This is a genomic window from Peribacillus sp. SIMBA_075, assembly GCF_046534585.1.
Genome location: NZ_JAWRYN010000008.1, coordinates 72,499 through 96,388, shown reverse-complemented (window position 1 = coordinate 96,388; position 23,890 = coordinate 72,499). Strand labels below are relative to the sequence as shown.

Here is a 23,890-nt window from a genome sequence, read left to right as displayed (position 1 = left end):
TAATTTTTTATTCACTAAAGAAAACGTTTACATGATGCATATAAACTGTCTATCTTATTATTTAAGGGGTGATTGGATGAAAAGTAAGAAATATGTGTTTTACATATCATTAGCAATCAGCTTAGGCTTAATAGCCATTGGTGTATTCATGCCAAGCCAATTAGAGAGTTTTTCTAATTCATCGCTTGATTTTATCTACAATAATTTGGGTTGGTTCATTTTGGGGAGTGTTTTTACTTTCTTTGTGTTTTGTATGTATATAGGGCTGTCTAAATTCGGTCATATACGGTTAGGGGAAGATAGCGATCGCCCTGAATATAAAACAGCAACTTGGATTGGTATGCTATTTAGTGCTTCCATTGGAATCAGTCTGGTATTTTGGGGCGTGGCAGAACCTGTTTCCTACTATATTAATCCTCCTTTTGGTAAAGCCTCTTCCGAAGAGTCAGCAAAGCTCGCTTTGCAATTAGTTTACTTGCATTGGGGAGTTTCAGCCTGGGCCTGTTATGCACTTGTAGGAGTTTCATTAGCATTCTTCCAATTTAGAAAAAAATTACCTTCTTCATTGAGTTCTGTTTTTTATCCCCTAATAGGAGACAAAATCAGAGGACCCATTGGCAAGGGGATCGATGTGATTGTCATTCTCTCCATCGTCATTGGTATTGCTACTTCACTAGGTTTTGGTACGTTACAGGTCAACAGTGGCTTGAACTTTCTATGGGGTCTGCCGATGAATGTCAGTGTTCAAACATCTATTATTGTTGTAGTGACAATTATTTATGTAGCATCCACGGTTTCTGGACTACAAGGGGCCATGAAACATTTATCCAATCTAAATATGCTGCTAGCTTTTGCATTATTGGCCTTCGTTCTTTTTCTAGGACCGACCCAAACCATTTTTAAAGTCTTTTTCCAGGGGATAGGTGATTACGTTCAGAACTTTGTAGGCATGTCGTTCAGGACCGAGCCTTATAGTGATGATAAAGGTACTTGGATAGCTAGTTGGACATTATTTTATTTTGGTTGGTGGATTGCTTGGGCGCCACTAGTTGGAAGTTTTGTCGCTAGAATATCAAAAGGCAGAACGATTAAAGAATTTATGATGGGTGCCGTATTTATTCCGGTAATAGGATCATTCTTCTGGTTTGCTGTTATGGGGGGCTCAGCCATTCATTTAATTCAAAATATGGGTGAAACAGCACTGGCTACTGCAGTTTCGACCGATGTGACATCTGCATTGTTCAAATTTTTTGATTATTTTCCGATGACTACATTTTTAAGTATTCTAGCTATGGTTCTCGTACTGGTTTTCTTCATTACATCCGCCAACTCAGCTGTTTTTGTGTTAGGGATGTTCAGCGAAAATGGAAATCCAAATCCTTCCCATTCAATAAAAATGATATGGGGTGCTGTCATTGCGGCAATTTCCATTGTATTGATCATGACAGGTGGTCTGGCAGGTTTGCAATCCGCACTTGTTGCAACGGCGGTTCCATTGGCGGTGCTAATGCTTATTATGTGTTATTCTACGTATAAAGGTCTTAAAGCGGAAATAGGTCTAACAATGGGAAAACAAAATAAAGAACCTGAACAAAAAGCGCCCCTTCCTAAAAAAGAGGCATTATAAACAGGTGTTGTGTCATCGGTCGAATAATGGACACTTATAAAACAGTGTTCATTATTCGGCTTTTTTATGTTTGGAAGAAGCCATTCTTCGTTAGGCTTCTAATCATAGGAATAGTAATACAGATGATGATTTTAAACAGTTCAGTATGAATACAGGAGGCAGCGATGAAATACGAGATTATCTTATTTGATGTTGATGATACATTGCTAGACTTTAGAATATCGGAAAAAAAGGCACTGCATGAAGCCTTTTTGGAGTACGGTTTACCCACAGGGGCGGAGGATTATGCAGGATGCTACCAAGAAATCAGTCAGGTATTATGGAGGGATTTGGAACAGGGACTTATTGATTTAACTGAACTGGGAGTGGAAAGGTTTAAGCGATTATTCCTTAAGCATGGTCTTGATATCCATGCGGATTCATTCAGCCGTGCGTATCTGGGATATTTGGGAAAGGAAATACATCTAATGCCAGGGGCTGTAGAGGTTTGCGAGAAGCTTGGAGGATGCCGGCTGGCTATTATAACAAATGGCTTTACGTCAGTGCAGACAGCAAGAATCGGGGGTTCTCCTCTTAGCCATACTTTTGAGCATTTGATAGCTTCCCAAGAGGCTGGGTTTCAGAAGCCTGATAAAGGGATTTTTGATTATGCATTTTCCAAGTTAAAGATCACAGATAAATCGAAAGCATTGATAGTGGGTGACTCCTTGACATCAGATATACAGGGTGGATTGAATTATGGAATGGACACCTGCTGGTACAATCCCCATCAAAAGGATAATAATCTGGGAATCAAGCCAACCTATGAAATCCGTAAGCTGACTGATCTTTTAGGGATTATAGGAAGTAAGCAAGTTTAGAGAGTTCTAAAAAACAAAGGCCGCTTGTCCAAGTGATAGGACATGCAGCCTTTGTTTTTATTTATGCCAGGGATTTTAGAATCAGTTCAAATCCAGCTCATCGGGTTTAAGAGTTTGTTCCGTTTCGATGATTCTACTGGAATGCGGTAATAGCAGACAGAGTGCTAGGGAGATTACGAGGCCTGTCATCATGAATCCGCCAAATACCAAAGGGGATGGGCCATATGATTCCGCCATGGTGGTCCAGATGAGGGGACCGAAACCTGCAATGGCTGCCGCGACCTGATATCCGACGGATAATCCGGTATAACGGACCTTTGCTGGAAAGAGCTCTGAGAATAATGTTCCTTGTGTAGAAAAAATGGCTCCCCAGACGACTCCGAGTACAATTGCCTGCATAAAATAGAACCAGCCGACCCCTTGCCCAATCATTGTGAAATATGGGATAGCCAAGATGAAAAGGAGAATCAGGCCCCCAAAATAAATAATTTTTCGACCGATAAAATCAGAAATGTAACCAATGACTGGAATGGTAACTAGCATTGTAGCACAGCCAACCGTTAAAGCGGTCAAGGCAGAATCTCGTGAATAACCGAAATACATTGTAGTAAAGACGAGAACATAGGACATGATGAATACATTGAAGAACCCGTCCCCAATTTTTAATCCGATTACTTGCAGCACACTTCTCCAATCGTGTTTCAACGTTTCAATAATGGGAACTTTCGCAAGATCACCGCTATCTTTCTGTTGCTGGAACTCCGTCGTTTCCTCAATTCCACTCCTTACCCAGATTGCCAATGCAATCAGTACACCGCTTAAAAGGAAAGGAATTCGCCAACCCCAAGCTAAAAATTGGGCATCGGTTGTCAAGGAACTTATAAGGGTTAGGCTGAACGAACCGGCAACTAAACCGATGGGTACCCCTAGTTGGGGAATGGATCCATATAACCCACGGAGACCCTTTGGAGCAGATTCCGTTGCCAATAGGATGGCTCCGCCCCATTCACCTCCCAGGGAAATTCCTTGAAACAACCTCAGTACCACCAAGATAGCGGGTGCCGCCAAACCAACCTGGGCATATGTGGGCAGAACACCGATAAGCATTGAACTCCCGCCCATGCCAATTAGTGTAAACATGAGTGCTGCCTTCCGGCCGATGCGATCACCCATATGACCGAAGAGGATGCTCCCGATTGGACGGGCTGCGTAACCTGCACCGAAAGTGACAAAGGCGAGAAGAAGTGAAATGGCAGGATCATGATTGGGGAAGAATAGAGTTGTAAAAACTAAGCCAGTTGCTGTCCCGTATAAATAAAAATCATACCACTCGATAACGGAACCGGCTAAACTAGCGAAAAGAACTCGACTTTTTTTCATGGATAATGCTCCTTTAATGCATAGTTTTACTCAAAAATGGTTTCATAAATAAAGCACTTACATTGAATGAACAAAATCGCTGGTTAGGAATATAAGTAAAAAACTGGATTATTTAGATTATTTTAGAGGGGTTATCCATCACAGTCAATATATTTCTGATTTTTCAGAAAAAATGAAGCGATTAACTTAGCTCTTATCAGCTGTATTCGAATATAATTAATTCTAAAGTAATGGAAATAAACAAATTCAGACCTTAACGGATAAAATGGTGAAGCCAAAGTAAGGGGGAATTTTTAACTAAAGATGAGAACAACATTCACTTAAAATCATTTAGTATTTTTTATGTATAGAAGAGTGGCAAAGTGGAAATCATGTGGATAAGGAAATGAAAAAGACGAAAGGATAAGATTTCAAGAAATAATAATAATCTCCGAGTTATTTAGTATAATAGAAAAAAGGTTAAGGAGTTGGTTTCGTATGGAGAAGCAATTGCCAGGAACATCGCTTGAACCTGAAGAGATGGCTGAAATGGTTTTAAAAAAGGCCCTTAGTGATTATCGGAAAGCACAAATTGAAAAAGAAATCGATGATTCATTGAAGAATCATGATAAGGATGAGTTCATACGTTTAACTGAAATATTGAAGGGCATTTCATGAAATTTTGCACACTGTAAAAAAGACAAGTAGCTTTGAAATAAAAGAAAAGAAAAGCTCATGCGCACATAGAAGCCAGTGCAGCTTGATAATATAAATATGATGAAGATGAAATTTTATTTAATCTGAAACATAAGTAAATAGGAATCTATAGTATTATGATATTTTACATTGTAAGCGCTTTCTTGTATAATCATGATAATCAAATAAAGAAAACGATGGAGAGAAGATATTTTAAGTGCGCCAATGACTGGATTCACAGGTAGTGGAGGCTGAGGCTGGAAGGTATATGCACCAGGATAGAATGCTAAAAGGGGGAGAAGATATGAAAAAGAATGGAGTGTCGTTAGCTGAATTTATTCAGGAGGATCGATTCGAACTCAACTCCTACATTACTTCTTTATTTAACAAACTGAATGACTATGTTCCCAAAAGCATTAAAGATAAAAGGTGAATGAATGTCAAAAATGAATCGGGAAATTATGCATGACTTCCTGATTCATTTTTATTTTTTTGCATTTCCAGTTTTAAGTCCGTGTCCTAAAGTCAAAGCCTCATTAAACTCATTAAAAGGCTTAAAGAAATCTCTAAAGTGACTGAGTGGAATATCCCATTTCTCAACTATTGCGTCGCATAGGGATGCGGAATGGTGGCTGTTCACATACAATGGCTTACCTTCACTAAAATTCAGGCTCCCATTATGGGTGCCTCTTTTTGTTGATGGAATCATCTCAAAATAGGTTTATGTTATTCCTATTCTGTTGATATAGTAATATATTTTTTTTTGAATGGTGTCTTTGATGGACAAGTGAAGAGTGAGAGAGCAGGAAGGTCGTTTAGTATGTTAATATTTATGAACTAATAAGGGGGTTAGTTCTAAGGACGGCTAGGATTCCTAAGATAAAAACAATTAAGTTTAGAAATATTAATATTTAAAAATACCATTAAGAAGTCTTTAAAGTAGTGGTTAGTTATCTGAAACCAAGACCGGTCCCAGTTGGGATTTCGATTACGACCAAGAAGCAAATTCCCTGGAAACGCTTTTAACTAAATATTCAAGCCTATTTCCATATCCATCAATGTTTTGAAGTGTAAAGAAGAGAGAATATTATAAAAAATCCAAAAAAAGTGTTTACAGGGAAAAAATTTCATTGTAGTATTTCCTTATAAAGTAAATGAAATCGATTTCATCCAAGGTCGCGATTATGGACATGCTTTAATCAGAAACTGGAAGTGGGATAAGGATGAGATATTATTGCGCCGGGATAGGTGTTCACCTTTTTCTTCAGGGGGAACTCTTAAAAGAAATGAAATCGATTTCATTACCGGATTAACAGGCTTGATATTTGGATTGAGCCAGAAATCCAATTGAGTGATCCTAGAAAGAAACATGGATGGATTTTTTCTATAGTCAAATGAAATCGATTTCATTTGACGACGATACTTATACTGACCTTGATGATCAACAAAAAACTTTATTTTTAGGAGGAAAAAACATGTCTTCAGTAACACACGAGGTGAAAAAATTAAAAAACTATATAAATGGTAAGTGGATTGAGTCCACTTCAAAGGAAACGGAAATTGTGTTTAACCCTGCAACTGGTGAGGCGATTGCCGAGGTGCCACTTTCAACTAGGGAAGATGTGGATCGTGCGGTTCAAGTGGCGGATGAGGCTTTTAAAAAGTGGTCGCAGGTTGCTGTCCCGAAACGGGCTCGAATATTGTTCAAATATCAGCAGCTCCTTGTGGAAAATTGGGAAGAACTTGCTAAGCTGGTCACTATCGAAAATGGTAAAAGCCTATCGGAATCGATGGGTGAAGTACAGCGGGGCATCGAGTGTGTCGAGTTTGCGGCGGGGGCACCTACGCTGATGATGGGCAAGCAGCTTCCGGATATCGCGACAAACATTGAATCGGGTATGTACCGTTACCCAATCGGTGTAATCGGCGGCATCACCCCATTTAACTTTCCGATGATGGTCCCTTGCTGGATGTTCCCGCTTGCGATCGCATGTGGCAATACATTCGTGTTAAAGCCATCTGAACGTACACCATTGCTTGCAGCACGCATTGTTGAACTGTTTGAGGAAGCAGGTCTTCCTAAAGGAGTACTGAACATTGTTAATGGAGCACATGATGTGGTTAATGGGCTTCTGGAGCATAAAGATGTGAAAGCTATCTCCTTCGTCGGCTCACAGCCAGTTGCAGAATATGTGTATAAAACAGGCACGGCTAACTTGAAGCGCGTGCAGGCTCTTGCGGGAGCGAAGAATCACTCGATTGTCTTGAAAGATGCAAATCTTGATATGACAGCCAAGGAAATAACAAGTGCGGCTTTTGGGTCTGCCGGTGAGCGTTGCATGGCAGCTGCGGTTGTTGTCGTAGAAGAAAGTGTAGCGGACGAGCTAGTTGGAAAATTGAAACAGGCAGCAGATGCCATTACGATTGGTAATGGTCTGGATGACGGTGTTTTTCTTGGTCCGGTGATCCGGGAAGGAGCTAAAAAGAGGACCATCGATTACATCGAATCAGGTATAGCTCAAGGTGCGACACTTGTACGTGATGGCCGTAAAGATGAGGCAGCAAGCGGCAATGGATATTACCTAGGGGCGACGATTTTTGATCATGTGACACAGGAAATGAAAATCTGGCAAGATGAAATTTTTGCACCAGTGCTCTCCGTTGTCCGTGCTAAAGATTTAACGGAAGCCGTTGAGATAGCCAATGCTTCAGCACTGGCTAACGGGGCTTGCCTTTATACGGACAGTGCTGCTGATGTACGTCAATTCCGTGAAACGGTACATGCCGGGATGTTGGGCATTAACGTGGGTGTTCCAGCACCTATGGCATTCTTCCCATTCTCTGGATATAAAGATTCATTCTATGGTGATCTTCATGCAAATGGAACCGACGGTGTGGAGTTCTATACACGTAAAAAAATGGTGACTGCACGCTACGTGAAATAAGTGAAACGAAAAGGACTTTGCAAGATGGCCCGTTTGGATACGGGCCAGATTTTTTGAAAACCAAGGAGGTACATATGAGTAAACTGCTTCAAAAACCGGTAAAAAAAGAGGTCGCTGAAGGTGTTACAGTCGTTCAAGCAGTAACGAAAGGAAATTCTCCTTTAGAATTTGTTGAATTCAAAATAGTGGAGTTGGTTGCTGATGCCGAATATTCGGAATCGTTAAATAAAACGGAATGCTGCATTGTTGCTCTTACAGGAAAAATCAATGTGGCTGTAGGCGAAAATGTATACCGTGATTTAGGCACACGCGATAGTGTATTTGATAAAGTGCCGACTGATAGCATTTACGTGTCAAATGATAGAGGCTTTAAATTGGAAGCTATAACCAAAGCCAGAGTTGCGCTGTGTTATTCGCCTTCTGATAAGCAACTTCCGACTAAATGGATTAAAGCGGGGGATGTTGAAGTGGAACATAGGGGCATTTTGAGCAATAAGCGGATGGTGCATAATATATTACCGGATTCAGCTCCGTATGCGAATAGCCTTCTGGTGGTTGAAGTATATACAGCAAGCGGAAACTGGTCGAGCTATCCTCCGCATAAACATGATCAGGATAACTTACCAAATGAGTCGTTATTGGAAGAGTCCTATTATCATGAAATGAACCCGCCTCAAGGATTCGTTTTTCAGCGAGTATATACAGATGACCGTTCGATTGATGAGACCATGTCGGTTGAAAACGGCGATGTCGTACTTGTACCGGCCGGTTATCATCCGGTAGGAGTGCCTGACGGTTATGAATCCTATTACTTGAATGTTATGGCCGGTCCGACAAGGACATGGAAATTTTTCAATGATCCCGAACACGAGTGGATCCTGAATCGTTAAAGGAAAAGGAGCTGTTAACCGGATGAACTATACATTTAATAACGATAAGGAATTTGACTTGATTGCCATTGGCCGTGCCTGCATCGACTTGAATGCCAATGAGTATAACCGTCCGATGGAAGAGACTATGACATTCACAAAATACGTGGGCGGTTCACCTGCCAATGTTGCCATCGGAAGTGCAAAATTAGGCTTGAAAGTTGGATTCATCGGTAAGCTTGCAGATGATCAGCACGGCCGTTTCATCGAGAGTTATATGCGTGAGGCAGATGTTGATACATCGAATATGGTAATCGATCGAGAAGGGCATAAAACGGGACTGGCCTTCACGGAAATTAAAAGTCCTGAAGAATGCAGTATCCTGATGTATCGGGATAATGTAGCCGACCTTCATTTAGCACCTTCGGAAGTGCATGAAGAATATATCAAAAAATCAAAGATTCTATTGGTTTCAGGAACGGCTTTAGCAAAAAGTCCATCACGTGAGGCAGTTTTAAAAGCCGTCAGCCTTGCGAAAAGAAATGATGTAAAAGTCATATTTGAATTGGATTACCGTCCCTATACATGGAATTCCATTGAAGAAACCTCCGTTTACTATTCGTTAGTCGCAGAGCAATCAGACATATTGATTGGCACTCGTGATGAATATGATGTAATGGAAAATACCGAAAAAGGTACGAATGAAAGGACCATCCGTTACTTGTTTGAACATTCCGCAGAACTGGTCGTCATCAAACACGGAGTCGAGGGTTCATATGCCTATGCCAAATCAGGAGAAGTATTTAAAGCGAATTCCTATAAAACGAAAGTATTGAAAACATTCGGCGCAGGGGATTCATATGCTTCCGCTTTCATATATGCGTTAGTGCGCGGCAAAGGGATTGAAAGCGCTTTGAAGTTTGGCAGTGCTTCCGCTTCCATAGTTGTAAGCAAGCACAGTTCATCTGAGGCGATGCCTGTTGCAGAAGAAATCGAGGATTTAATTGCCTTACGCGTGTAAGGAATTTATCTACATAGAGGGGTGAACAGAAGATGGGAACAGTGAGGTTGACGACAGCCCAGGCTTTGATCAAGTTTTTAAATCAGCAGTACATTCATGTTGATGGTGAAGAGTCTCCGTTTGTAGAAGGGATATTTAATGTATTTGGCCATGGGAATGTCGTTGGAATTGGTCAGGCACTCGAACAGGACGCTGGCCACTTGAAAGTGATTCAAGGAAAGAATGAGCAAGGGATGGCACACGCAGCAATCGCCTACAGCCGGGAAATGCTACGAAGGAAAATTTATGCCGTCACTACATCAGCCGGGCCAGGCTCGGCAAACCTGATAGCTGCGGCGGGGACGGCACTTGCCAACAATATTCCTGTCCTCTTACTTCCTGCTGATACATTTGCGACACGTCAGCCGGATCCGGTTCTTCAGCAACTTGAGCATGAGCATAGTACGGCCATCACAACAAATGACGCTTTTCTGGCAGTATCAAGATATTGGGATCGCGTCACTCGCCCTGAGCAGCTCATGTCCAGTCTGATCCGGGCCTTCGAGGTGATGACCGATCCCGGGAAAGCCGGGCCGGCGACGATATGCATCTCACAGGACGTAGAAGGGGAAGCATTCGATTTCGATGAACATTTTTTTGAAAAACGCGTCCATTATTTAGATCGGAAAGTTCCGGTAGAACGGGAACTGCAAGGAGCTGCCGAGAGAATTAGAGCAAGTAAGAAGCCAATCATCATCGTTGGTGGCGGAGCAAGATATTCCGGAGCTCGGGATATTTTGATGAAGCTGGCAGAAAAGCATAACATTCCACTTGTGGAAACACAGGCAGGTAAATCGACGGTGGAATCATCTTTTCCTAAGAATTTGGGCGGTGTCGGCATTCTCGGTACGATGGCTGCCAATAAGGCTGCCCGCCAGGCAGATCTCGTAATTGGTGTCGGGACCCGCTATACGGACTTTACGACGTCTTCCAAAACTGCATTTGATTTTGAAAGGACAAAGTTTTTGAACATTAACGTCAGCCGCCTTCAAACCTATAAATTAGATGGGTTTCAGGTCGTCGCTGATGCAAAAGTGGCGCTCGAGAACCTTGAAGCGTTACTAGTAGGCTATGAAACCGAATATGGGGAAATGCTTGGAGATTGGAAGGAGGAGTGGCTTTCCGAACGGACCCGTTTAAGTCAAGTCACTTTCAGCCGTGAAAATTTCATGCCTGAAATCAAAAGCCAGTTTTCACAGCAAGTCTTGAATGAATACTCGGATGCATTAAAAACTGAATTGGCCCAATCCGCTGCGATGATCGCAATAAACGATACGGTCGATCAGGAAAGTGTGGTGGTCGGTTCAGCCGGATCACTTCCGGGTGACTTGCAGCGCCTCTGGCATTCAAGCGTGCCAAACACGTACCATCTTGAATATGGATTCTCCTGCATGGGCTACGAAATTGCTGGAACTTTAGGAGCTAAGCTTGCCCATCCAGACCGGGAAGTCTATGCAATGGTAGGGGACGGCAGTTTTCTGATGCTGCATTCGGAATTGATCACAGCCATCCAATATAATCATAAAATCAATATTTTATTGTTTGATAATTCTGGCTTTGGCTGCATCAACAATTTGCAAATGGAGAATGGCAGCGGAACATATTGCTGTGAGTTCAGAACACATGATAACCAAATCATGAATATTGATTACGCAAAAGTGGCGGAAGGGTACGGAGCCAAAACTTATCGGGCCAATACGGTCGATGAGCTGAAAGCTGCGCTGGAGGATGCAAAGAAACAGTCGGCATCTACATTAATAGAAATGAAAGTTCTGCCGAAAACGATGTCGGATGGTTATGATTCCTGGTGGAATGTTGGCGTGGCAGAGGTCTCTGAACGAGAAAGTATACAAAGGGCATATGAAGCGAGACAAGAGAAATTAAAAAAGGCCAAACAATATTAAAAGGGGGAAGTCGGAAAATGCAGGAGATTTCGTGGGGGATTGCCCCAATTGGCTGGCGTAATGATGACATACCGGAAATCGGAGCTGAAAACACCCTATCCCACCTTTTAAGCGATATTGTCGTGGCGGGATTTCAGGGGACCGAAGTAGGAGGTTTCTTCCCGGAACCGGCGGTCCTGAATAAAGAGCTGCAGCTTCGGAACTTAAAAATAGCCGGTCAGTGGTTCAGCAGTTTCATCATCCGAGATGGCATTGAAAAAGCAGAAAGGGATTTCCATGAACATTGCAAATATTTACAGGCTGTCGATGGAGATGTAGCGGTAGTATCCGAACAGACTTACAGTATCCAAGGCGGAAGGTACGATGTATTTAAGGAAAAGCCTCACTTTACTGATGAAGAATGGGGAATATTGTGTACGGGCCTGAATCGGCTCGGGGATATTGCCGGACTTTACAACCTAAAACTGGTGTATCACCACCACATGGGGACAGGGGTTCAAACACTGAGTGAAATTGACCGCCTTATGGAAAATACCGAAAAGAAAGTGCATCTGTTATATGATACTGGACATATTTATGTATCGGATGGCGATTGCATGGCCCTTCTACAAAAGCATATCGACCGCATTGAGCACGTTCATTTCAAGGATGTGAGAAATAACGTGCTGGAGCAGTGCCTGAAAGAGGGGAAATCATTTCAAGAATCTTTTTTAGCCGGCATGTTCACGGTGCCTGGTGACGGCTGCATTGACTTTGTGGAAGCTTACCATACATTACTGAAAAATCATTATAAAGGCTGGATTGTAGTAGAAGCAGAACAAGATCCGTCCGTTGCCCATCCATTGGAATACGCATTAATGGCTCGCAAGTATATAAATGACAGGCTGCTCCTAGTTCAAGATTAAAAACCGGAAAGAAGTGATTAACTTGAGTAATGATGGGAATCAAATGGCATTCTTACGAAAGATTATTATTATCTCGACGTTAGGCGGTCTTTTGTTCGGATATGATACAGGTGTTATTAATGGCGCTTTGCCGTTCATGTCCGAAGCGGATCAACTTAACCTCAATTCACTTACGCAAGGACTTGTTGCCAGTTCACTTCTTTTAGGCGCGGCACTTGGAGCGTTTCTGGGAGGCAGGCTTTCGGATTATGCGGGCCGCCGAAAAAACATTCTTTTTCTTTCGGTACTTTTTTTCCTTTCCACCATTGGATGCACGTTTGCACCGAATGTTACGGTCATGATTGTCTGCCGTTTTCTACTCGGACTTGCGGTAGGCGGGGCGTCAGTTACCGTTCCTACTTATTTGGCGGAAATGTCTCCTGCTGAACGACGCGGCCGGATCGTCACCCAAAATGAATTGATGATTGTTAGTGGACAGCTGCTTGCATTCATCTTCAATGCCATTCTAGGGACAACGATGGGTGACAGTTCACATGTTTGGCGTTACATGCTGGCAATAGCATCACTTCCAGCCATACTTCTTTTCTTTGGCATGATCAGGTTGCCTGAAAGTCCAAGGTGGCTTGTTTCGAAGAACAAAAATGAAGAGGCCCTGAAGGTTTTGAAAAGAATACGTAAAATGGATGAGGCAGAATCGGAATTTCAGGGAATCAAAGCGACATTCGATAAGGAGAACCATGTTAAAAAGGCTACATATAAAGATTTGACCGTCCCATGGATACGGAGAATCGTCTTTCTTGGAATCGGGATTGCCATCGTTCAGCAAATAACGGGCGTTAATTCTATCATGTACTATGGTACCCAAATTTTAAAGGATGCAGGGTTTGAGACAAAAGCTGCTTTGATCGGGAATATTGCAAACGGTATCATTTCTGTTTTGGCAACGTTTTTAGGTATTTGGCTGCTTGGTAAAATCGGGCGCCGTCCAATGCTCATAACCGGTTTGATCGGGACTACGACCACATTGCTTTTGATTGGCGTCTTATCGTCCCTTCTTGAAGGGACGGTTGCCCTTCCCTATCTCATTTTGTCCTTGACTGTCACCTTCCTTGCCTTTCAGCAGGGGGCCATTTCACCGGTTACCTGGTTGATGCTTTCAGAGATCTTCCCGCTTCAAGTACGTGGGCTCGGTATGGGTGTCACCGTATTTTTCCTTTGGGGCGTGAACTTTCTTATCGGCTTAACATTCCCGGTTTTATTAGATAAAGTCGGATTGTCTACCACATTCTATATCTTTTTCGCTTTAGGCATCATCGCTATCATCTTTGTGAAAAAGTTTTTACCGGAAACGAGAGGACTTACACTTGAACAGCTTGAACAAAACTTCCGCAATCACGGAAAAGAACCTGCAAAGGAAATAACACAAATAATTTAAGAGTTATAGAGTAATAAACCAGATATTCATAAAAGGAGGAATATGATCATGACATTAAATTTTGGGGTAATAGGAACGGGTGCCATCGGCCGGGAGCATATTAAAAGAATTACGGACAAATTATCCGGAGGGAAAATTGTGGCTGTAACCGATGTGAATGAAGAGGCGGCAAAACAGGTCGTGGAACAATATGGACTTGAGGCACTTGTATATCCGGATGACCAATCACTCGTAAACTCGGAAAATGTCGATGCTGTGCTTGTTACGAGTTGGGGCCCTGCACATGAGCAAAACGTATTGAATGCGATTGAAGCTGGCAAATATATATTCTGTGAAAAGCCACTGGCAACAACGGCGGAAGGCTGCAGGAGAATTGCCGAAGCGGAAATGAAACACGGGAAGCGTTTGGTGCAAGTTGGTTTTATGCGACGTTATGATAGCGGTTACGTACAACTGAAAGAAGCCATTGATAGAAATGAAATTGGTGAGCCGCTCATGGTCCGCTGTGTACATCGCAACCCAGAAGTGGATGAAAAATATACGACGGAAATGGCGGTCGTTGATACATTGATTCATGAGATTGATGTATTGCATTGGTTAATCAGCGATGATTACAAATCCGTTCAAGTCATTTACCCGAAGAAAGCAAGCCGCGCGCATGCTAATTTAAAAGATCCCCAAATCATCATAATGGAAACGAAGAGCGGGATTGTCATTCAAGCTGAAGTATTCGTGAATTGTAAATATGGCTATGATATCCAATGTGAAGTCATTGGTGAAGAAGGGGTTGCATATCTTCCTGAACCAGCGAGCATCGTGACAAGGAAAGGCGCAAAACGGAGCACGAATATCTTGGTAGATTGGAAAGATCGTTTTATGGATGCATATGACATAGAATTACAGGATTTCATAGATTCCATTATAAAGACAGGTCAGCCTAATGGTCCGACTTCATGGGACGGATACATTGCTGCCGTAACAGCTGATGCTTGTGTAAAGGCACAAGAGTCCGGACAGAAAGAATCCGTTGACCTTGAAGAGAAGCCTGATTTTTATACGGGGAAAATGACTGTACAGTGAACGTACCCATGCATTGAAACGAAAAATAAATAAATTATAGGGGGAAAGACCAATGAAACTAGCTTTGGATCCTACGATGTATGCCAATTTATCATTAAAAGAAATGGTCGATAAAACAGCGGAACTAGGCTATGAATATATCGAACTGTCACCGAGGGAAGATTTTTGTCCATTCTATAAATATCCTAAAGTGGATAAGGAACAGATTAAGAATTTGAAACGCTGGTGCAGCGACGCAGGTGTGAAGATATCATCCTTGCTTCCGCTTTACTACTGGGCCGGTCCTGATGAGGAACGGCGCCAGGCCGCAGTCCGAAATTGGAAACGTGCCATTGAAGTTGCAGTGGAATTGGATGTTGACTTGATGAATAGTGAATTTAACGGATCTAAATTCAATGAAGTTATCTGTGAAGAGAAATTCATTAAATCGATGGATGAGCTCCTCCCGGTATTTGAAAGGGAAGGCGTTAAACTGAATTTGCAGGCACACCCATTCGATTTTATCGAAACGCATGAGGGAGCGATGGATATGATCCGTGCTCTTGACCGTCCGTGGATCAACCTTGTGTATTCAACCGCCCATACATTTTTCTATGATGATGGCAAAGGCGATATCGCCCCTATGTTCGATTCTGCCGGGGATCGCCTGCAACATGTCCTGTTTGCAGATACATTCAATCATAAAGCATCCAACGGACTCCGTTATATCGTCAATCCACCAGGTGTCGAGGCAACGGTCCACCAGCATTTGAACATCGGCGAAGCGGAAGTTGACTTTGATACGATCTTCAAAAAACTGAAAGAAATGAATTTTGACGGCATCGCGACAAATGCAGTATTTGCTTGGATTGACAAAGCAGACTGGTCAAGTAAGCTTATGCTTGAAAAAATGAGAGACGGATTGGGTTTAGCAGAAAGAATTGGAGGCTGACAAAATGAAACTTTGTTTCAATCAAGCGACAACGCTTGAAAATTCCAACTTGGTCAAAGATCTCAAACACTGTGAAACACATGGTTACGATTATATCGAAATCCGTACAATGGATAAATTGCCTGAGTATTTAGAAGAGCACTCCATTGATGAACTAGCTGAATTTTTTAAGGCGAATCATATTAAGCCACTGGCCTTCAACGCGCTCGTATTCTTTAATAATCGGGATGAAGTCGGCTATAAGGCGATAATCGACGAGTTTAAAAATATGATGATCATGGCGCAGAAACTAGGTGTGAAATACGTGGTGGCGGTTCCGCTTGTAACGGAAGTGAAAATATTGAAAGAAGATATTAAAAACAGCTGTGTGGAAGTATTGACGGAGCTTTCCGACATCGCAAAACCGTATGGTGTTAAAATTGCAGTGGAATTTGTCGGGCACCCGCAATGTACGGTGAATACATTCGGTCAGGCGTACGATATTGTTGAAAGAGTCAATCGTGACAATGTTGGGGTGGTGCTAGATTGTTTTCACTTCCATGCAATGGGTTCCAGTTTGGAAGATTTGAAAAAAGCGGATGGATCTAAAATCTTTATTTTACACATTGATGATACAGAGGACTTTCCAATCGGTTCTTTGACGGATGAAGATCGGGTATGGCCAGGGCATGGAGCCATAGATTTAGACAGCATATTATCCGTATTGAAGGGAATTGGTTATTCTGACGTCGTCTCTGTTGAATTGTTTCGTCCGGAATATTACAAACTGGACGCAGAAGAAGTCATTAAGACTGCAAAAGAAACGACAATTCAAGTTATTTCGAAATACTTTGCGCTTCAGCACGTGTGAGTGAAACTGATAGTTTCGGAACAGGGGGTGACGGAATCATGCCTTTAGTATCAATGAGAGAGATGCTTATAAAAGCAAAAGCAGAAAGGTATGCTGTGGGTCAATATAATATTAATGGTTTGTCATTCGCCCAGTCGTTTTTACAGGCTGCAAATGAGGAACAAGCGCCAATCATACTTGCGGCATCGGACAGGCTTGTTGATTATCTTGGCGGATTTAAAACGATTGCGGCTATGGTAAAAAGTCTTATGGAAGAAATGGACATTATGGTTCCGGTTGCCCTTCATCTTGATCATGGAATGGATGTGGAACGATGCAGGAAAGCGATAGATGCGGGATTTACATCGGTCATGATCGATGGCTCCCATCATCCAATTGATGAAAACATTGAAATGACCAAGATGGTTGCCGACTATGCCCGTCCAAGAGGCGTTTCCGTTGAAGCCGAAGTCGGGACAGTCGGAGGGACGGAAGATGGTCTCGTCGGCGGTATTCAATATGCAGATCCCCATGAATGCATGCGGATTGTAAAAGAAGCGGAAATTGATGCACTAGCGGCTGCTTTGGGCTCCGTTCATGGCCCATATCAAGGAGAACCTAAGCTTGGTTTTGAGGAAATGGAATTAATTTCGAACATGACGAATATACCTCTCGTCTTACATGGCGGCTCAGGTATTCCGCTGCAGCAAATCAGAAAAGCGATTAAACTTGGACACGCTAAAATAAATGTTAATACCGAAAGCATACAAGTGTGGGCAAAGACGATTCGGGGAGTATTGGCAGTTGAGGAAAAAGTATACGAGCCACGCGCCATCATCACACCAGCAAAAGAAGCTATCATCTCTGTCGTGAAAAGAAAGATGGCAGAGTTCAATACGAGTGGAAAGGCTTAAGATCGAAAAGGTGTTCCCAATTACCGTTGCGGGCACCTTTTAGTATATACAGCTTTGCATGAAGTGTGGATTTAAAGAGGAAGTGATGCAATGACTCCGTTACATACAGCTCGAAATAAACTTTTATTTTTAGTGCTTTCATTTATTTTTTGGTTTTCAAATTTCATTTATATTCCCATTTTATCTCCTTACATAGAGTCTATTGGAGGGGATTATACTTTTATCGGCATTGTAATAGGCAGTTATGGGCTAATGCAATTTCTCTTCCGTCTTCCATTTGGAGTCTTTTCCGACCTTATAAAAGTAAGAAAACCATTTATTATCTTTGGGATGGTCGTGAGTGCGCTGAGTTGCGTGACATTTGCATGGGCAGATAGTTTAGGCTGGATCCTTTTGGCCCGCTCGTTAGCTGGAATTGCCGCGGCAACGTGGGTAGCGTTCACAATTCTATTTTCCAGTTATTTTTCTGAACGTGATCTTCACCGAGCGATGGGCAGTATCTCGTTGTCTGTGGTTTTAGCACAGCTCCTTGGAATGATGGTCAGCGGATACATTGTCGATCAATGGGGATGGCACGCGCCTTTTTGGATGGGAGGGATCATCGGTTTCGTTGGTATCGTCCTTTCGCTTTTTATTTGCGAATCGAACGAAGATTTTCAGAAAGAGCCTATTAAAATGAAAGAACTGGTATCAGTCATGCTTGAACCGGCACTTTTAAAAGTATCATTTCTATCCATTCTCGCACATGGCATCATCTTCACGACAATGTTCGGCTTCACCCCAACATTTGCTTTAAAACTTGGACTTCAGACAAGTGAGATCAGCATCGTCATCTTTTCATTCATGATTCCCCATGCTATTGCCACCATGCTTAGCGGGAAATTATTCGTACCATTATTCGGACAATGGAAGTTACTGAAACTAGCTTTTGCTCTAACGGCCATATTTACAGCATGTACGCCATTAGCAGAAACAAAAGGGCTGCTTTTTCTGATTCAAGGATTGAATGGATTCTCATTAGGCATTCTTTTTCCATTGTTTTTAGGAATGGCGGTGGAGACGATTTCCCTTGGAAAAAGGGCAACGGCCATGGGGGCTTATCAAGCAATCTACGCGATTGGTATGTTCGCTGGACCTTTCATTGCAGGAATATTGATCTCTCATTTAGGTATTTCAGCAGGATTTTATTTCTCGGGATCACTAGGTGCAATCGCTGTGTTCTTCATGATTGTATGGAGTCACCTTGAAAGGAAAGCAACCGAACAGAATTTGAAGTTGAACTAAGCGACGTGGAAGGATTTTAGTTCACTAGAGGAGGAATGAATTATGAAGGTTGGTTTAGTTACTGATATTTTAGGTTACATGCCTTTTGAAGAGATGCTGGATACATGTGTGAATCTGGGGATAGAAACCCTGGAGCTTGGATGCGGAAATTGGTCGGAGGCGCCACATATTGATTTGGACGGACTTCTTGGCAGTGCCGCAAAACGAAAGCAATTTTTAAATGAATTACATATAAGGGGGATTAACATTGCGGCATTAAATTGTTCTGGCAATCAGCTTGATCCAGCAGAAGAAGGAAACATACATAAAGAAGTTGTGGATAAGACCTTTCAGCTTGCAGGGCTTTTAGGTGTCGAAACGGTTGTCATGATGTCGGGGTGCCCTGGCGGTGGACCAAGTGAATTGACGCCCAATTGGCTGACACATCCTATTTTGCCCTCTCATTTTGAGATGCTCCAATGGCAATGGAATGAGGTGGCATTCCCTTATTGGGAAAAAGCTGTGAAAACAGCACATGAACATGGAGTTCGAAAGGTTGCCATCGAAAATCTTGGCTGCAATTTAGTATACAATCCTGAAACACTCTTTAAATTAAGGAATGAAGTCGGTGATACGATCGGCATGAATTTTGATCCGAGTCATTTATTTTGGATGGGTGGTGACCCCATCGCAGCTTTAAGGGCTTTAGGAAGCGCAGTTTATCATATTCACGCAAAAGATGTCCGGTTGGAAAGAGGAATATATGATGTCCAGGGATTGATTGATGTGAAACCAATGCACCAATACGCAGGAAGATCATGGAATTACGTTGCACTTGGATATGGGCACGATAGTGGCTGGTGGAAAGAGTTTTTTACCATCGTTAAAATGATTGGTTATGAAGGACCGGTCGTTCTCGAAATGGAAGATTTAACAATGGGGCCTTTAACAGGCGTTAAAAAATCCATGAATGTTTTGAAAGAAACGTTGCCTAGAGAATTCGATATTTTAACATGAAGTCTAAATTACTTTATAATGGACTTAATGAAAATGACAAAAAGAAATAGGCAGGTGGATAATAGTATGAAAATGAGCGATGTGGCGAAATTGGCCAACGTATCTCCTGCAACCGTTTCAAGAGTGCTCAGACAGCCGGATTTAGTCAGCGAGGATACTAAACAAAAGGTGCTGCAGGTGATTGAAGAGATGAATTACAAGCCTCACATGATTGCCAGTCAGTTCAGGACGAAAGAGACAAAGATCATCCTGGTCGTCGTTCCGGATATAACAAGGCCCTTTTTTTCCGAAGTGCTTCGGGGTATTGAGCATACAGCTGTAGAAAATGGCTATCAGGTTATATTGGGAGATACAGAGAACGACATTGAGCGGGAAAAGGAATACATCGATTTGCTATATAAAAAGCAGGCGGATGGAGCGTTACTCCTTACTGCTAGAATGAACAGGGAAAGCCTGGAAAAACTATCAAATCAATTTCCGATTGTACTGGCATGTGAATACGTGGACGGACTGGACATTCCAACTGTATCGATCGACAATGTAAGCAGTGCCAGGAAAGTTACGGAACATTTAATCAAGCTTGGACATAGACGGATTGCCCATATAACAGGACCTATGAATATCATTCTTAGCCGGGATCGCCTAGGGGGGTTCCAGCAGGCAATGAATAGCCATCACTTGAAAGTCAACCCGGAATTCATCCAGGAGGGAGATTATGGCATTGACTCAGGTTATGACCAGATGGTGAAATTATTATCGCTGGAAAACAAACCTGAAGCAGTGTTTGTTTTTAATGATGAAATGGCGCTGGGAGCTGTAAAGGCAATCCAGGACAATGGGTTGAGCGTTCCTGAGGATATTGCTGTCGTAGGTTTTGATAATTTGAAAATAGCTTCGATTTTTCATCCTCATATTACGACCATTGACCAGCCTAAGTACGAAATAGGGAAAAAAGCGACGAACTTATTGCTGACCTTGATGAAAGGTGGAACCATTGAAAAGAAAAAATTCGTTCTGGAAGATGAGTTGATCATCCGAGAATCTTGCGGTTCCAAATTGGAAAAAAGCTTGAATTCATAAAAATGTTTGGCAAGATTGCTATGTTACTAAATGAGTGGCTTCCTTTACCGGGAGCCTTATTTTATTTGAAAAATAATTAAGAACCTGATTTAGTGGCCCCCGTTGTCTTAACAGTGGGAGGGTCTGCAGGAGCTTCACTGAAGATCCTGCGTTAAAATTAATTCAAGCCTACAAATCTTTAACATTAATATTATGGCCGCTCGCAAATAAGGTTTCAAAAGCGCACTTAGCTTGAATGGCATTTCATTACTAAAGGCTAAGGACCACCATCTATCGTGTCTAGGGGATTTTAATCTAGATGAATTTAAAAATACTTTTTGTATTTCTTTAATTTATAGATGACCGTTGGCTGACTGATGCCCAAATGGTCTGCCATTTCGTAGGTGGTTTTACATTGTTTCCATGCTTTGGCAATCAGTTGCATTTCAACCTTTTCCAGTGTCTTCTTTAAATCGAAATTCTCTTCACATTCTTTTTCGATTGCCAAGAAAGTGGAATCTTCGGGCTGTTCTATTTGCCCTGTGATGGAGTGTGGAAGGTGTTCGGGAAATATATTTGGCACTTCAATGGTCAGGATTAACCGTTCAATTAGGTTTTCTAATTCTCGTATATTCCCGGGCCAATTATAATGGGTCAAAACTTCATAAGTCGATGGATGGATTTTTTTGAATTTCTGGTATTTATCATTCGTTTTCTTTAAATAATGTTGTATTAAGAGTGGTATATCTTCTTTACGTTCATGCAAAGCCGGAATTTGGATGGGAATCACATTCAAACGATAAAATAAGTCTAATCTAAATTTACCTTGACTAACCATCCCCTTCAGATCTTGATTAGTTGCTGCAACAAGGCGGAAGTTAATATAGTTTTCTTTTTTTCCGCCGATACGCTTTATCTTTTTTTCCTGTAATACCTTCAGTAATTTAGCTTGCATGGCAAGTGGGAGTTCCCCGATTTCATCTAAGAAAAGAGTTCCGCTGTCAGCCTGCTCAACCAGGCCTTGCCTTCCTTGCTTATCTGCCCCTGTAAATGATCCCGGCTCATAGCCGAATATTTCGGATTCAAACAAACTATCAGGTATCGTGCTGCAATTCACTTCGATGAAAGGTTCTTTCTTTCGGTTGCTTTGGTCATGAACAGCACGGGCAAAAGTGCTTTTCCCTACCCCGGATGGTCCTAATAAGAGAATCGTGGCATCGGTTTTTGCAACATTATGGATCGTTTTTAAAATCTGTTTCGTTTCATTACTTCTAGCGATCATATCATGGTAATCCAGTTCCTTTTCTCTTAAATCCTCGACTTCGGTTTGATAGCCTTTTACTTTTCGTTGTAATTGCTCAAATTGATCTTGCAATTGCAGAATCTCGGTTTGATCCTGGCCATAGCTGATTACCCTAACGAGAAGTCCGTCCTTATTAAAAATGGGATAGCCAGTCGACATGACAACATGACCTGTTTTTGTATGTTGCATTATACGCTTCGCTTTTTTTTCTTTTAAAACAATCGCATTGATGGATGGTGTGAGAAGGCCCTCACTTTCTAATTGATAGACAGAGGTACCGATATAAGAATCACTTTCCATACCATAAATCTCCCAAAGCTTTGGATTGGAATATAAAATGATTCCATCTTGATCGGTAATGAGGATGTTATTATTCGATGTTTCAATGATCTTATTAAGTTCTTCCTCCAGCATATCGTCATACATGAGTTCCGCTCCTTTGGGATGTTGATTAATTAAAATATAAATCAAAGAGTCAGAATAATCAAAAATTAAATCAAAAAATAAGAAAATGATTAAGTCTTTGATCATTTGATGAAACAGAATATCGAAAAGCCTTATAAACCGCAGCGAAATAGTTGGCGTGAATCTTGCTTATGTAAAAGGTAAGAAGAGAACTTCCAAACAAGGGTGTTATATATTTCCACTCTATTAGTGTAAAAAAGATGGAAGTTCATTTAACATCATGAAATTGCAATGTAGTGAAAATAATAGTTGAAATTTAGGAGGATGTTACATGATGAAGTATCAACCGAAAGACTCATTCAAATCACCCCGTTTTTGCGGAGTACGTACGTTTATGCGGCTTCCATTTGTTGAACAGGTAGATGAACATATGGATTTTGTCATTACGGGAATTCCTTTTGATTCCGGGCAATCATTCAGAACGGGTGCGAGATTCGGACCAGAAGCCATTCGCGATTTTTCAATCCTTTTACGCCCTTATAATCCAGAACAAGATATAAATATTTTTGATTATATATCAGGAATTGATTATGGGGATATTCCGATCATTCCCGGTTATATCTCTGAAACATATAAAAAGATCGAAGAAGAGCTTACCCCAGTCATTGAAAAAGGGATCATCCCCATTTCATTAGGAGGCGATCATTCTATTACTCTAGGGGAGTTACGCGCAATCGTAAAAAAGCATGGACCAGTGGCCTTGCTTCAATTCGATGCTCACTCCGATACTTGGGATAGTTATTTTGATCAAAAGTATAATCACGGAACGGTTTTTCGCCGGGCAATAGAAGAGGGTCTCATCGATGTATCGCGATCTCTTCAAATTGGAATGAGGGGTGGTCTTTACGGACCGGAAGATCTTCAGGATGCCCAGGATTTAGGTTTGGGGGTTTATACGACGAACGATTATAAACGCATCGGGGTCCAAAAGATGCTAGAGGTCATTCATGAACGTGTCGCGAAGGGCCCGGTGTTTTTATCTTTTGACATTGATTTTTTAGATCCCGTCTATGCCCCTGGAACGGGGACCCCGGAGGTTTCAGGGGCCAGCATTGATGATGCTTTAGCCTTTGTAAGAGGATTGACGAATATAGATTTTGTAGGATTTGATCTTGTTGAGGTTTTACCATCATATGATCACGGACAAATCACGGCTGCCGCCGCAGCTAATATTGTCTATGAATTCATCACACTCATCGCTCTCGCAAAAAAAGGTAAACTGGAGAAAAAAGAGAGAACGGGAGATCTGGAAACGCAGCTTAACAACTAGTTCTCTCATATGAATTGAAGGGAGGAACGGTGAAATCCAATCCTTCCCTCTTTAAACACAAAGCGATATAAAACAAAACAACCCCAAAAGGAGATGTGT

The 23,890-nt window shown here is 41.9% G+C and carries 20 protein-coding genes; 18 read left to right on the top strand and 2 right to left on the bottom strand.

Annotated features, from left to right (window positions below):
- Window positions 1-76: 76 nt before the first annotated feature.
- A complete protein-coding gene (locus SB775_RS08995; protein WP_410861330.1) occupies window positions 77-1,627 on the top strand; it encodes a BCCT family transporter in 1,551 nt (516 codons plus the stop codon).
- 164 nt (window positions 1,628-1,791) lie between these two features.
- Window positions 1,792-2,487: a YjjG family noncanonical pyrimidine nucleotidase gene (locus SB775_RS08990; RefSeq protein WP_410861328.1), complete on the top strand. Its 696-nt coding sequence runs from the start codon at window positions 1,792-1,794 to the stop codon at window positions 2,485-2,487.
- An 81-nt stretch (window positions 2,488-2,568) separates the two neighbouring features.
- Here SB775_RS08990 and SB775_RS08985 read toward each other — a convergent pair whose 3' ends face one another.
- Window positions 2,569-3,867: an MFS transporter gene (locus SB775_RS08985; protein ID WP_410861326.1), complete on the bottom strand. Its 1,299-nt coding sequence runs from the start codon at window positions 3,865-3,867 to the stop codon at window positions 2,569-2,571.
- A 477-nt stretch (window positions 3,868-4,344) separates the two neighbouring features.
- Between SB775_RS08985 and SB775_RS08980 the strand changes: the two genes are divergently transcribed.
- The 15 genes from SB775_RS08980 to SB775_RS08910 all read left to right on the top strand — a co-directional run bounded on the left by SB775_RS08980 (window position 4,345) and on the right by SB775_RS08910 (window position 20,774).
- Complete coding sequence (locus SB775_RS08980; RefSeq protein WP_410861324.1) at window positions 4,345-4,524, top strand: IDEAL domain-containing protein; 180 nt, start codon at window positions 4,345-4,347, stop codon at window positions 4,522-4,524.
- A 322-nt stretch (window positions 4,525-4,846) separates the two neighbouring features.
- Window positions 4,847-4,975, top strand: coding sequence for a hypothetical protein (locus tag SB775_RS08975; protein ID WP_318687110.1), 129 nt, complete (start codon window positions 4,847-4,849; stop codon window positions 4,973-4,975).
- 1,042 nt (window positions 4,976-6,017) lie between these two features.
- Window positions 6,018-7,487: a CoA-acylating methylmalonate-semialdehyde dehydrogenase gene (locus SB775_RS08970; protein WP_089363573.1), complete on the top strand. Its 1,470-nt coding sequence runs from the start codon at window positions 6,018-6,020 to the stop codon at window positions 7,485-7,487.
- A 74-nt stretch (window positions 7,488-7,561) separates the two neighbouring features.
- The gene (iolB, locus tag SB775_RS08965) at window positions 7,562-8,377 is read left to right on the top strand and encodes a 5-deoxy-glucuronate isomerase (RefSeq protein ID WP_410861322.1); all 816 of its coding nucleotides are present in this window, start codon (window positions 7,562-7,564) and stop codon (window positions 8,375-8,377) included.
- A gap of 22 nt (window positions 8,378-8,399) precedes the next feature.
- A complete protein-coding gene (gene iolC / locus SB775_RS08960; protein WP_089363543.1) occupies window positions 8,400-9,377 on the top strand; it encodes a 5-dehydro-2-deoxygluconokinase in 978 nt (325 codons plus the stop codon).
- A 32-nt stretch (window positions 9,378-9,409) separates the two neighbouring features.
- The gene (gene iolD / locus SB775_RS08955) at window positions 9,410-11,320 is read left to right on the top strand and encodes a 3D-(3,5/4)-trihydroxycyclohexane-1,2-dione acylhydrolase (decyclizing) (RefSeq protein WP_410861320.1); all 1,911 of its coding nucleotides are present in this window, start codon (window positions 9,410-9,412) and stop codon (window positions 11,318-11,320) included.
- Between the two features lie 17 nt (window positions 11,321-11,337).
- Window positions 11,338-12,225: a myo-inosose-2 dehydratase gene (gene iolE, locus SB775_RS08950; protein WP_410861318.1), complete on the top strand. Its 888-nt coding sequence runs from the start codon at window positions 11,338-11,340 to the stop codon at window positions 12,223-12,225.
- A gap of 22 nt (window positions 12,226-12,247) precedes the next feature.
- The gene (locus SB775_RS08945; RefSeq protein WP_377421418.1) at window positions 12,248-13,660 is read left to right on the top strand and encodes a sugar porter family MFS transporter; all 1,413 of its coding nucleotides are present in this window, start codon (window positions 12,248-12,250) and stop codon (window positions 13,658-13,660) included.
- 48 nt (window positions 13,661-13,708) lie between these two features.
- Complete coding sequence (gene iolG, locus SB775_RS08940; RefSeq protein WP_410861316.1) at window positions 13,709-14,740, top strand: bifunctional inositol 2-dehydrogenase/D-chiro-inositol 1-dehydrogenase; 1,032 nt, start codon at window positions 13,709-13,711, stop codon at window positions 14,738-14,740.
- 52 nt (window positions 14,741-14,792) lie between these two features.
- Complete coding sequence (locus SB775_RS08935) at window positions 14,793-15,671, top strand: sugar phosphate isomerase/epimerase family protein (protein WP_214788849.1); 879 nt, start codon at window positions 14,793-14,795, stop codon at window positions 15,669-15,671.
- Between the two features lie 4 nt (window positions 15,672-15,675).
- Window positions 15,676-16,521: a 2-keto-myo-inositol isomerase gene (gene iolI / locus SB775_RS08930; protein WP_410861314.1), complete on the top strand. Its 846-nt coding sequence runs from the start codon at window positions 15,676-15,678 to the stop codon at window positions 16,519-16,521.
- Between the two features lie 38 nt (window positions 16,522-16,559).
- Entirely contained in the window at window positions 16,560-17,414 is an 855-nt protein-coding gene (fba, locus tag SB775_RS08925; protein ID WP_410861312.1) for a class II fructose-1,6-bisphosphate aldolase, read from the top strand.
- Window positions 17,415-17,504: 90 nt separating this feature from the next.
- Complete coding sequence (locus SB775_RS08920; protein ID WP_410861310.1) at window positions 17,505-18,698, top strand: MFS transporter; 1,194 nt, start codon at window positions 17,505-17,507, stop codon at window positions 18,696-18,698.
- 42 nt (window positions 18,699-18,740) lie between these two features.
- Window positions 18,741-19,694 (top strand): sugar phosphate isomerase/epimerase family protein, encoded by a 954-nt coding sequence (locus tag SB775_RS08915; protein ID WP_089363552.1) that lies wholly within the window; start codon window positions 18,741-18,743, stop codon window positions 19,692-19,694.
- 66 nt (window positions 19,695-19,760) lie between these two features.
- The gene (locus tag SB775_RS08910; RefSeq protein ID WP_410861309.1) at window positions 19,761-20,774 is read left to right on the top strand and encodes a LacI family DNA-binding transcriptional regulator; all 1,014 of its coding nucleotides are present in this window, start codon (window positions 19,761-19,763) and stop codon (window positions 20,772-20,774) included.
- A 304-nt stretch (window positions 20,775-21,078) separates the two neighbouring features.
- Here the strand turns inward: SB775_RS08910 and SB775_RS08905 are convergent, their stop codons facing one another.
- Entirely contained in the window at window positions 21,079-22,482 is a 1,404-nt protein-coding gene (locus tag SB775_RS08905) for a sigma-54 interaction domain-containing protein (protein ID WP_410861307.1), read from the bottom strand.
- Between the two features lie 310 nt (window positions 22,483-22,792).
- Between SB775_RS08905 and speB the strand changes: the two genes are divergently transcribed.
- A complete protein-coding gene (speB, locus tag SB775_RS08900; RefSeq protein ID WP_061461803.1) occupies window positions 22,793-23,791 on the top strand; it encodes an agmatinase in 999 nt (332 codons plus the stop codon).
- The last annotated feature ends 99 nt before the right edge of the window (window positions 23,792-23,890 follow it).

What these genes read in the sequence shown, in the direction of transcription:
- SB775_RS08995 (WP_410861330.1), top strand. Translation starts at nt 77, where the DNA reads ATGAAAAGTAAGAAATATGTGTTTTACATATCATTAGCAATCAGCTTA.
- SB775_RS08990 (WP_410861328.1), top strand. Translation starts at nt 1,792, where the DNA reads ATGAAATACGAGATTATCTTATTTGATGTTGATGATACATTGCTAGAC.
- SB775_RS08985 (WP_410861326.1), bottom strand. Translation starts at nt 3,867, where the DNA reads ATGAAAAAAAGTCGAGTTCTTTTCGCTAGTTTAGCCGGTTCCGTTATC.
- SB775_RS08980 (WP_410861324.1), top strand. Translation starts at nt 4,345, where the DNA reads ATGGAGAAGCAATTGCCAGGAACATCGCTTGAACCTGAAGAGATGGCT.
- SB775_RS08975 (WP_318687110.1), top strand. Translation starts at nt 4,847, where the DNA reads ATGAAAAAGAATGGAGTGTCGTTAGCTGAATTTATTCAGGAGGATCGA.
- SB775_RS08970 (WP_089363573.1), top strand. Translation starts at nt 6,018, where the DNA reads ATGTCTTCAGTAACACACGAGGTGAAAAAATTAAAAAACTATATAAAT.
- iolB (WP_410861322.1), top strand. Translation starts at nt 7,562, where the DNA reads ATGAGTAAACTGCTTCAAAAACCGGTAAAAAAAGAGGTCGCTGAAGGT.
- iolC (WP_089363543.1), top strand. Translation starts at nt 8,400, where the DNA reads ATGAACTATACATTTAATAACGATAAGGAATTTGACTTGATTGCCATT.
- iolD (WP_410861320.1), top strand. Translation starts at nt 9,410, where the DNA reads ATGGGAACAGTGAGGTTGACGACAGCCCAGGCTTTGATCAAGTTTTTA.
- iolE (WP_410861318.1), top strand. Translation starts at nt 11,338, where the DNA reads ATGCAGGAGATTTCGTGGGGGATTGCCCCAATTGGCTGGCGTAATGAT.
- iolG (WP_410861316.1), top strand. Translation starts at nt 13,709, where the DNA reads ATGACATTAAATTTTGGGGTAATAGGAACGGGTGCCATCGGCCGGGAG.
- SB775_RS08935 (WP_214788849.1), top strand. Translation starts at nt 14,793, where the DNA reads ATGAAACTAGCTTTGGATCCTACGATGTATGCCAATTTATCATTAAAA.
- iolI (WP_410861314.1), top strand. Translation starts at nt 15,676, where the DNA reads ATGAAACTTTGTTTCAATCAAGCGACAACGCTTGAAAATTCCAACTTG.
- fba (WP_410861312.1), top strand. Translation starts at nt 16,560, where the DNA reads ATGCCTTTAGTATCAATGAGAGAGATGCTTATAAAAGCAAAAGCAGAA.
- SB775_RS08920 (WP_410861310.1), top strand. Translation starts at nt 17,505, where the DNA reads ATGACTCCGTTACATACAGCTCGAAATAAACTTTTATTTTTAGTGCTT.
- SB775_RS08915 (WP_089363552.1), top strand. Translation starts at nt 18,741, where the DNA reads ATGAAGGTTGGTTTAGTTACTGATATTTTAGGTTACATGCCTTTTGAA.
- SB775_RS08910 (WP_410861309.1), top strand. Translation starts at nt 19,761, where the DNA reads ATGAAAATGAGCGATGTGGCGAAATTGGCCAACGTATCTCCTGCAACC.
- SB775_RS08905 (WP_410861307.1), bottom strand. Translation starts at nt 22,482, where the DNA reads ATGTATGACGATATGCTGGAGGAAGAACTTAATAAGATCATTGAAACA.
- speB (WP_061461803.1), top strand. Translation starts at nt 22,793, where the DNA reads ATGATGAAGTATCAACCGAAAGACTCATTCAAATCACCCCGTTTTTGC.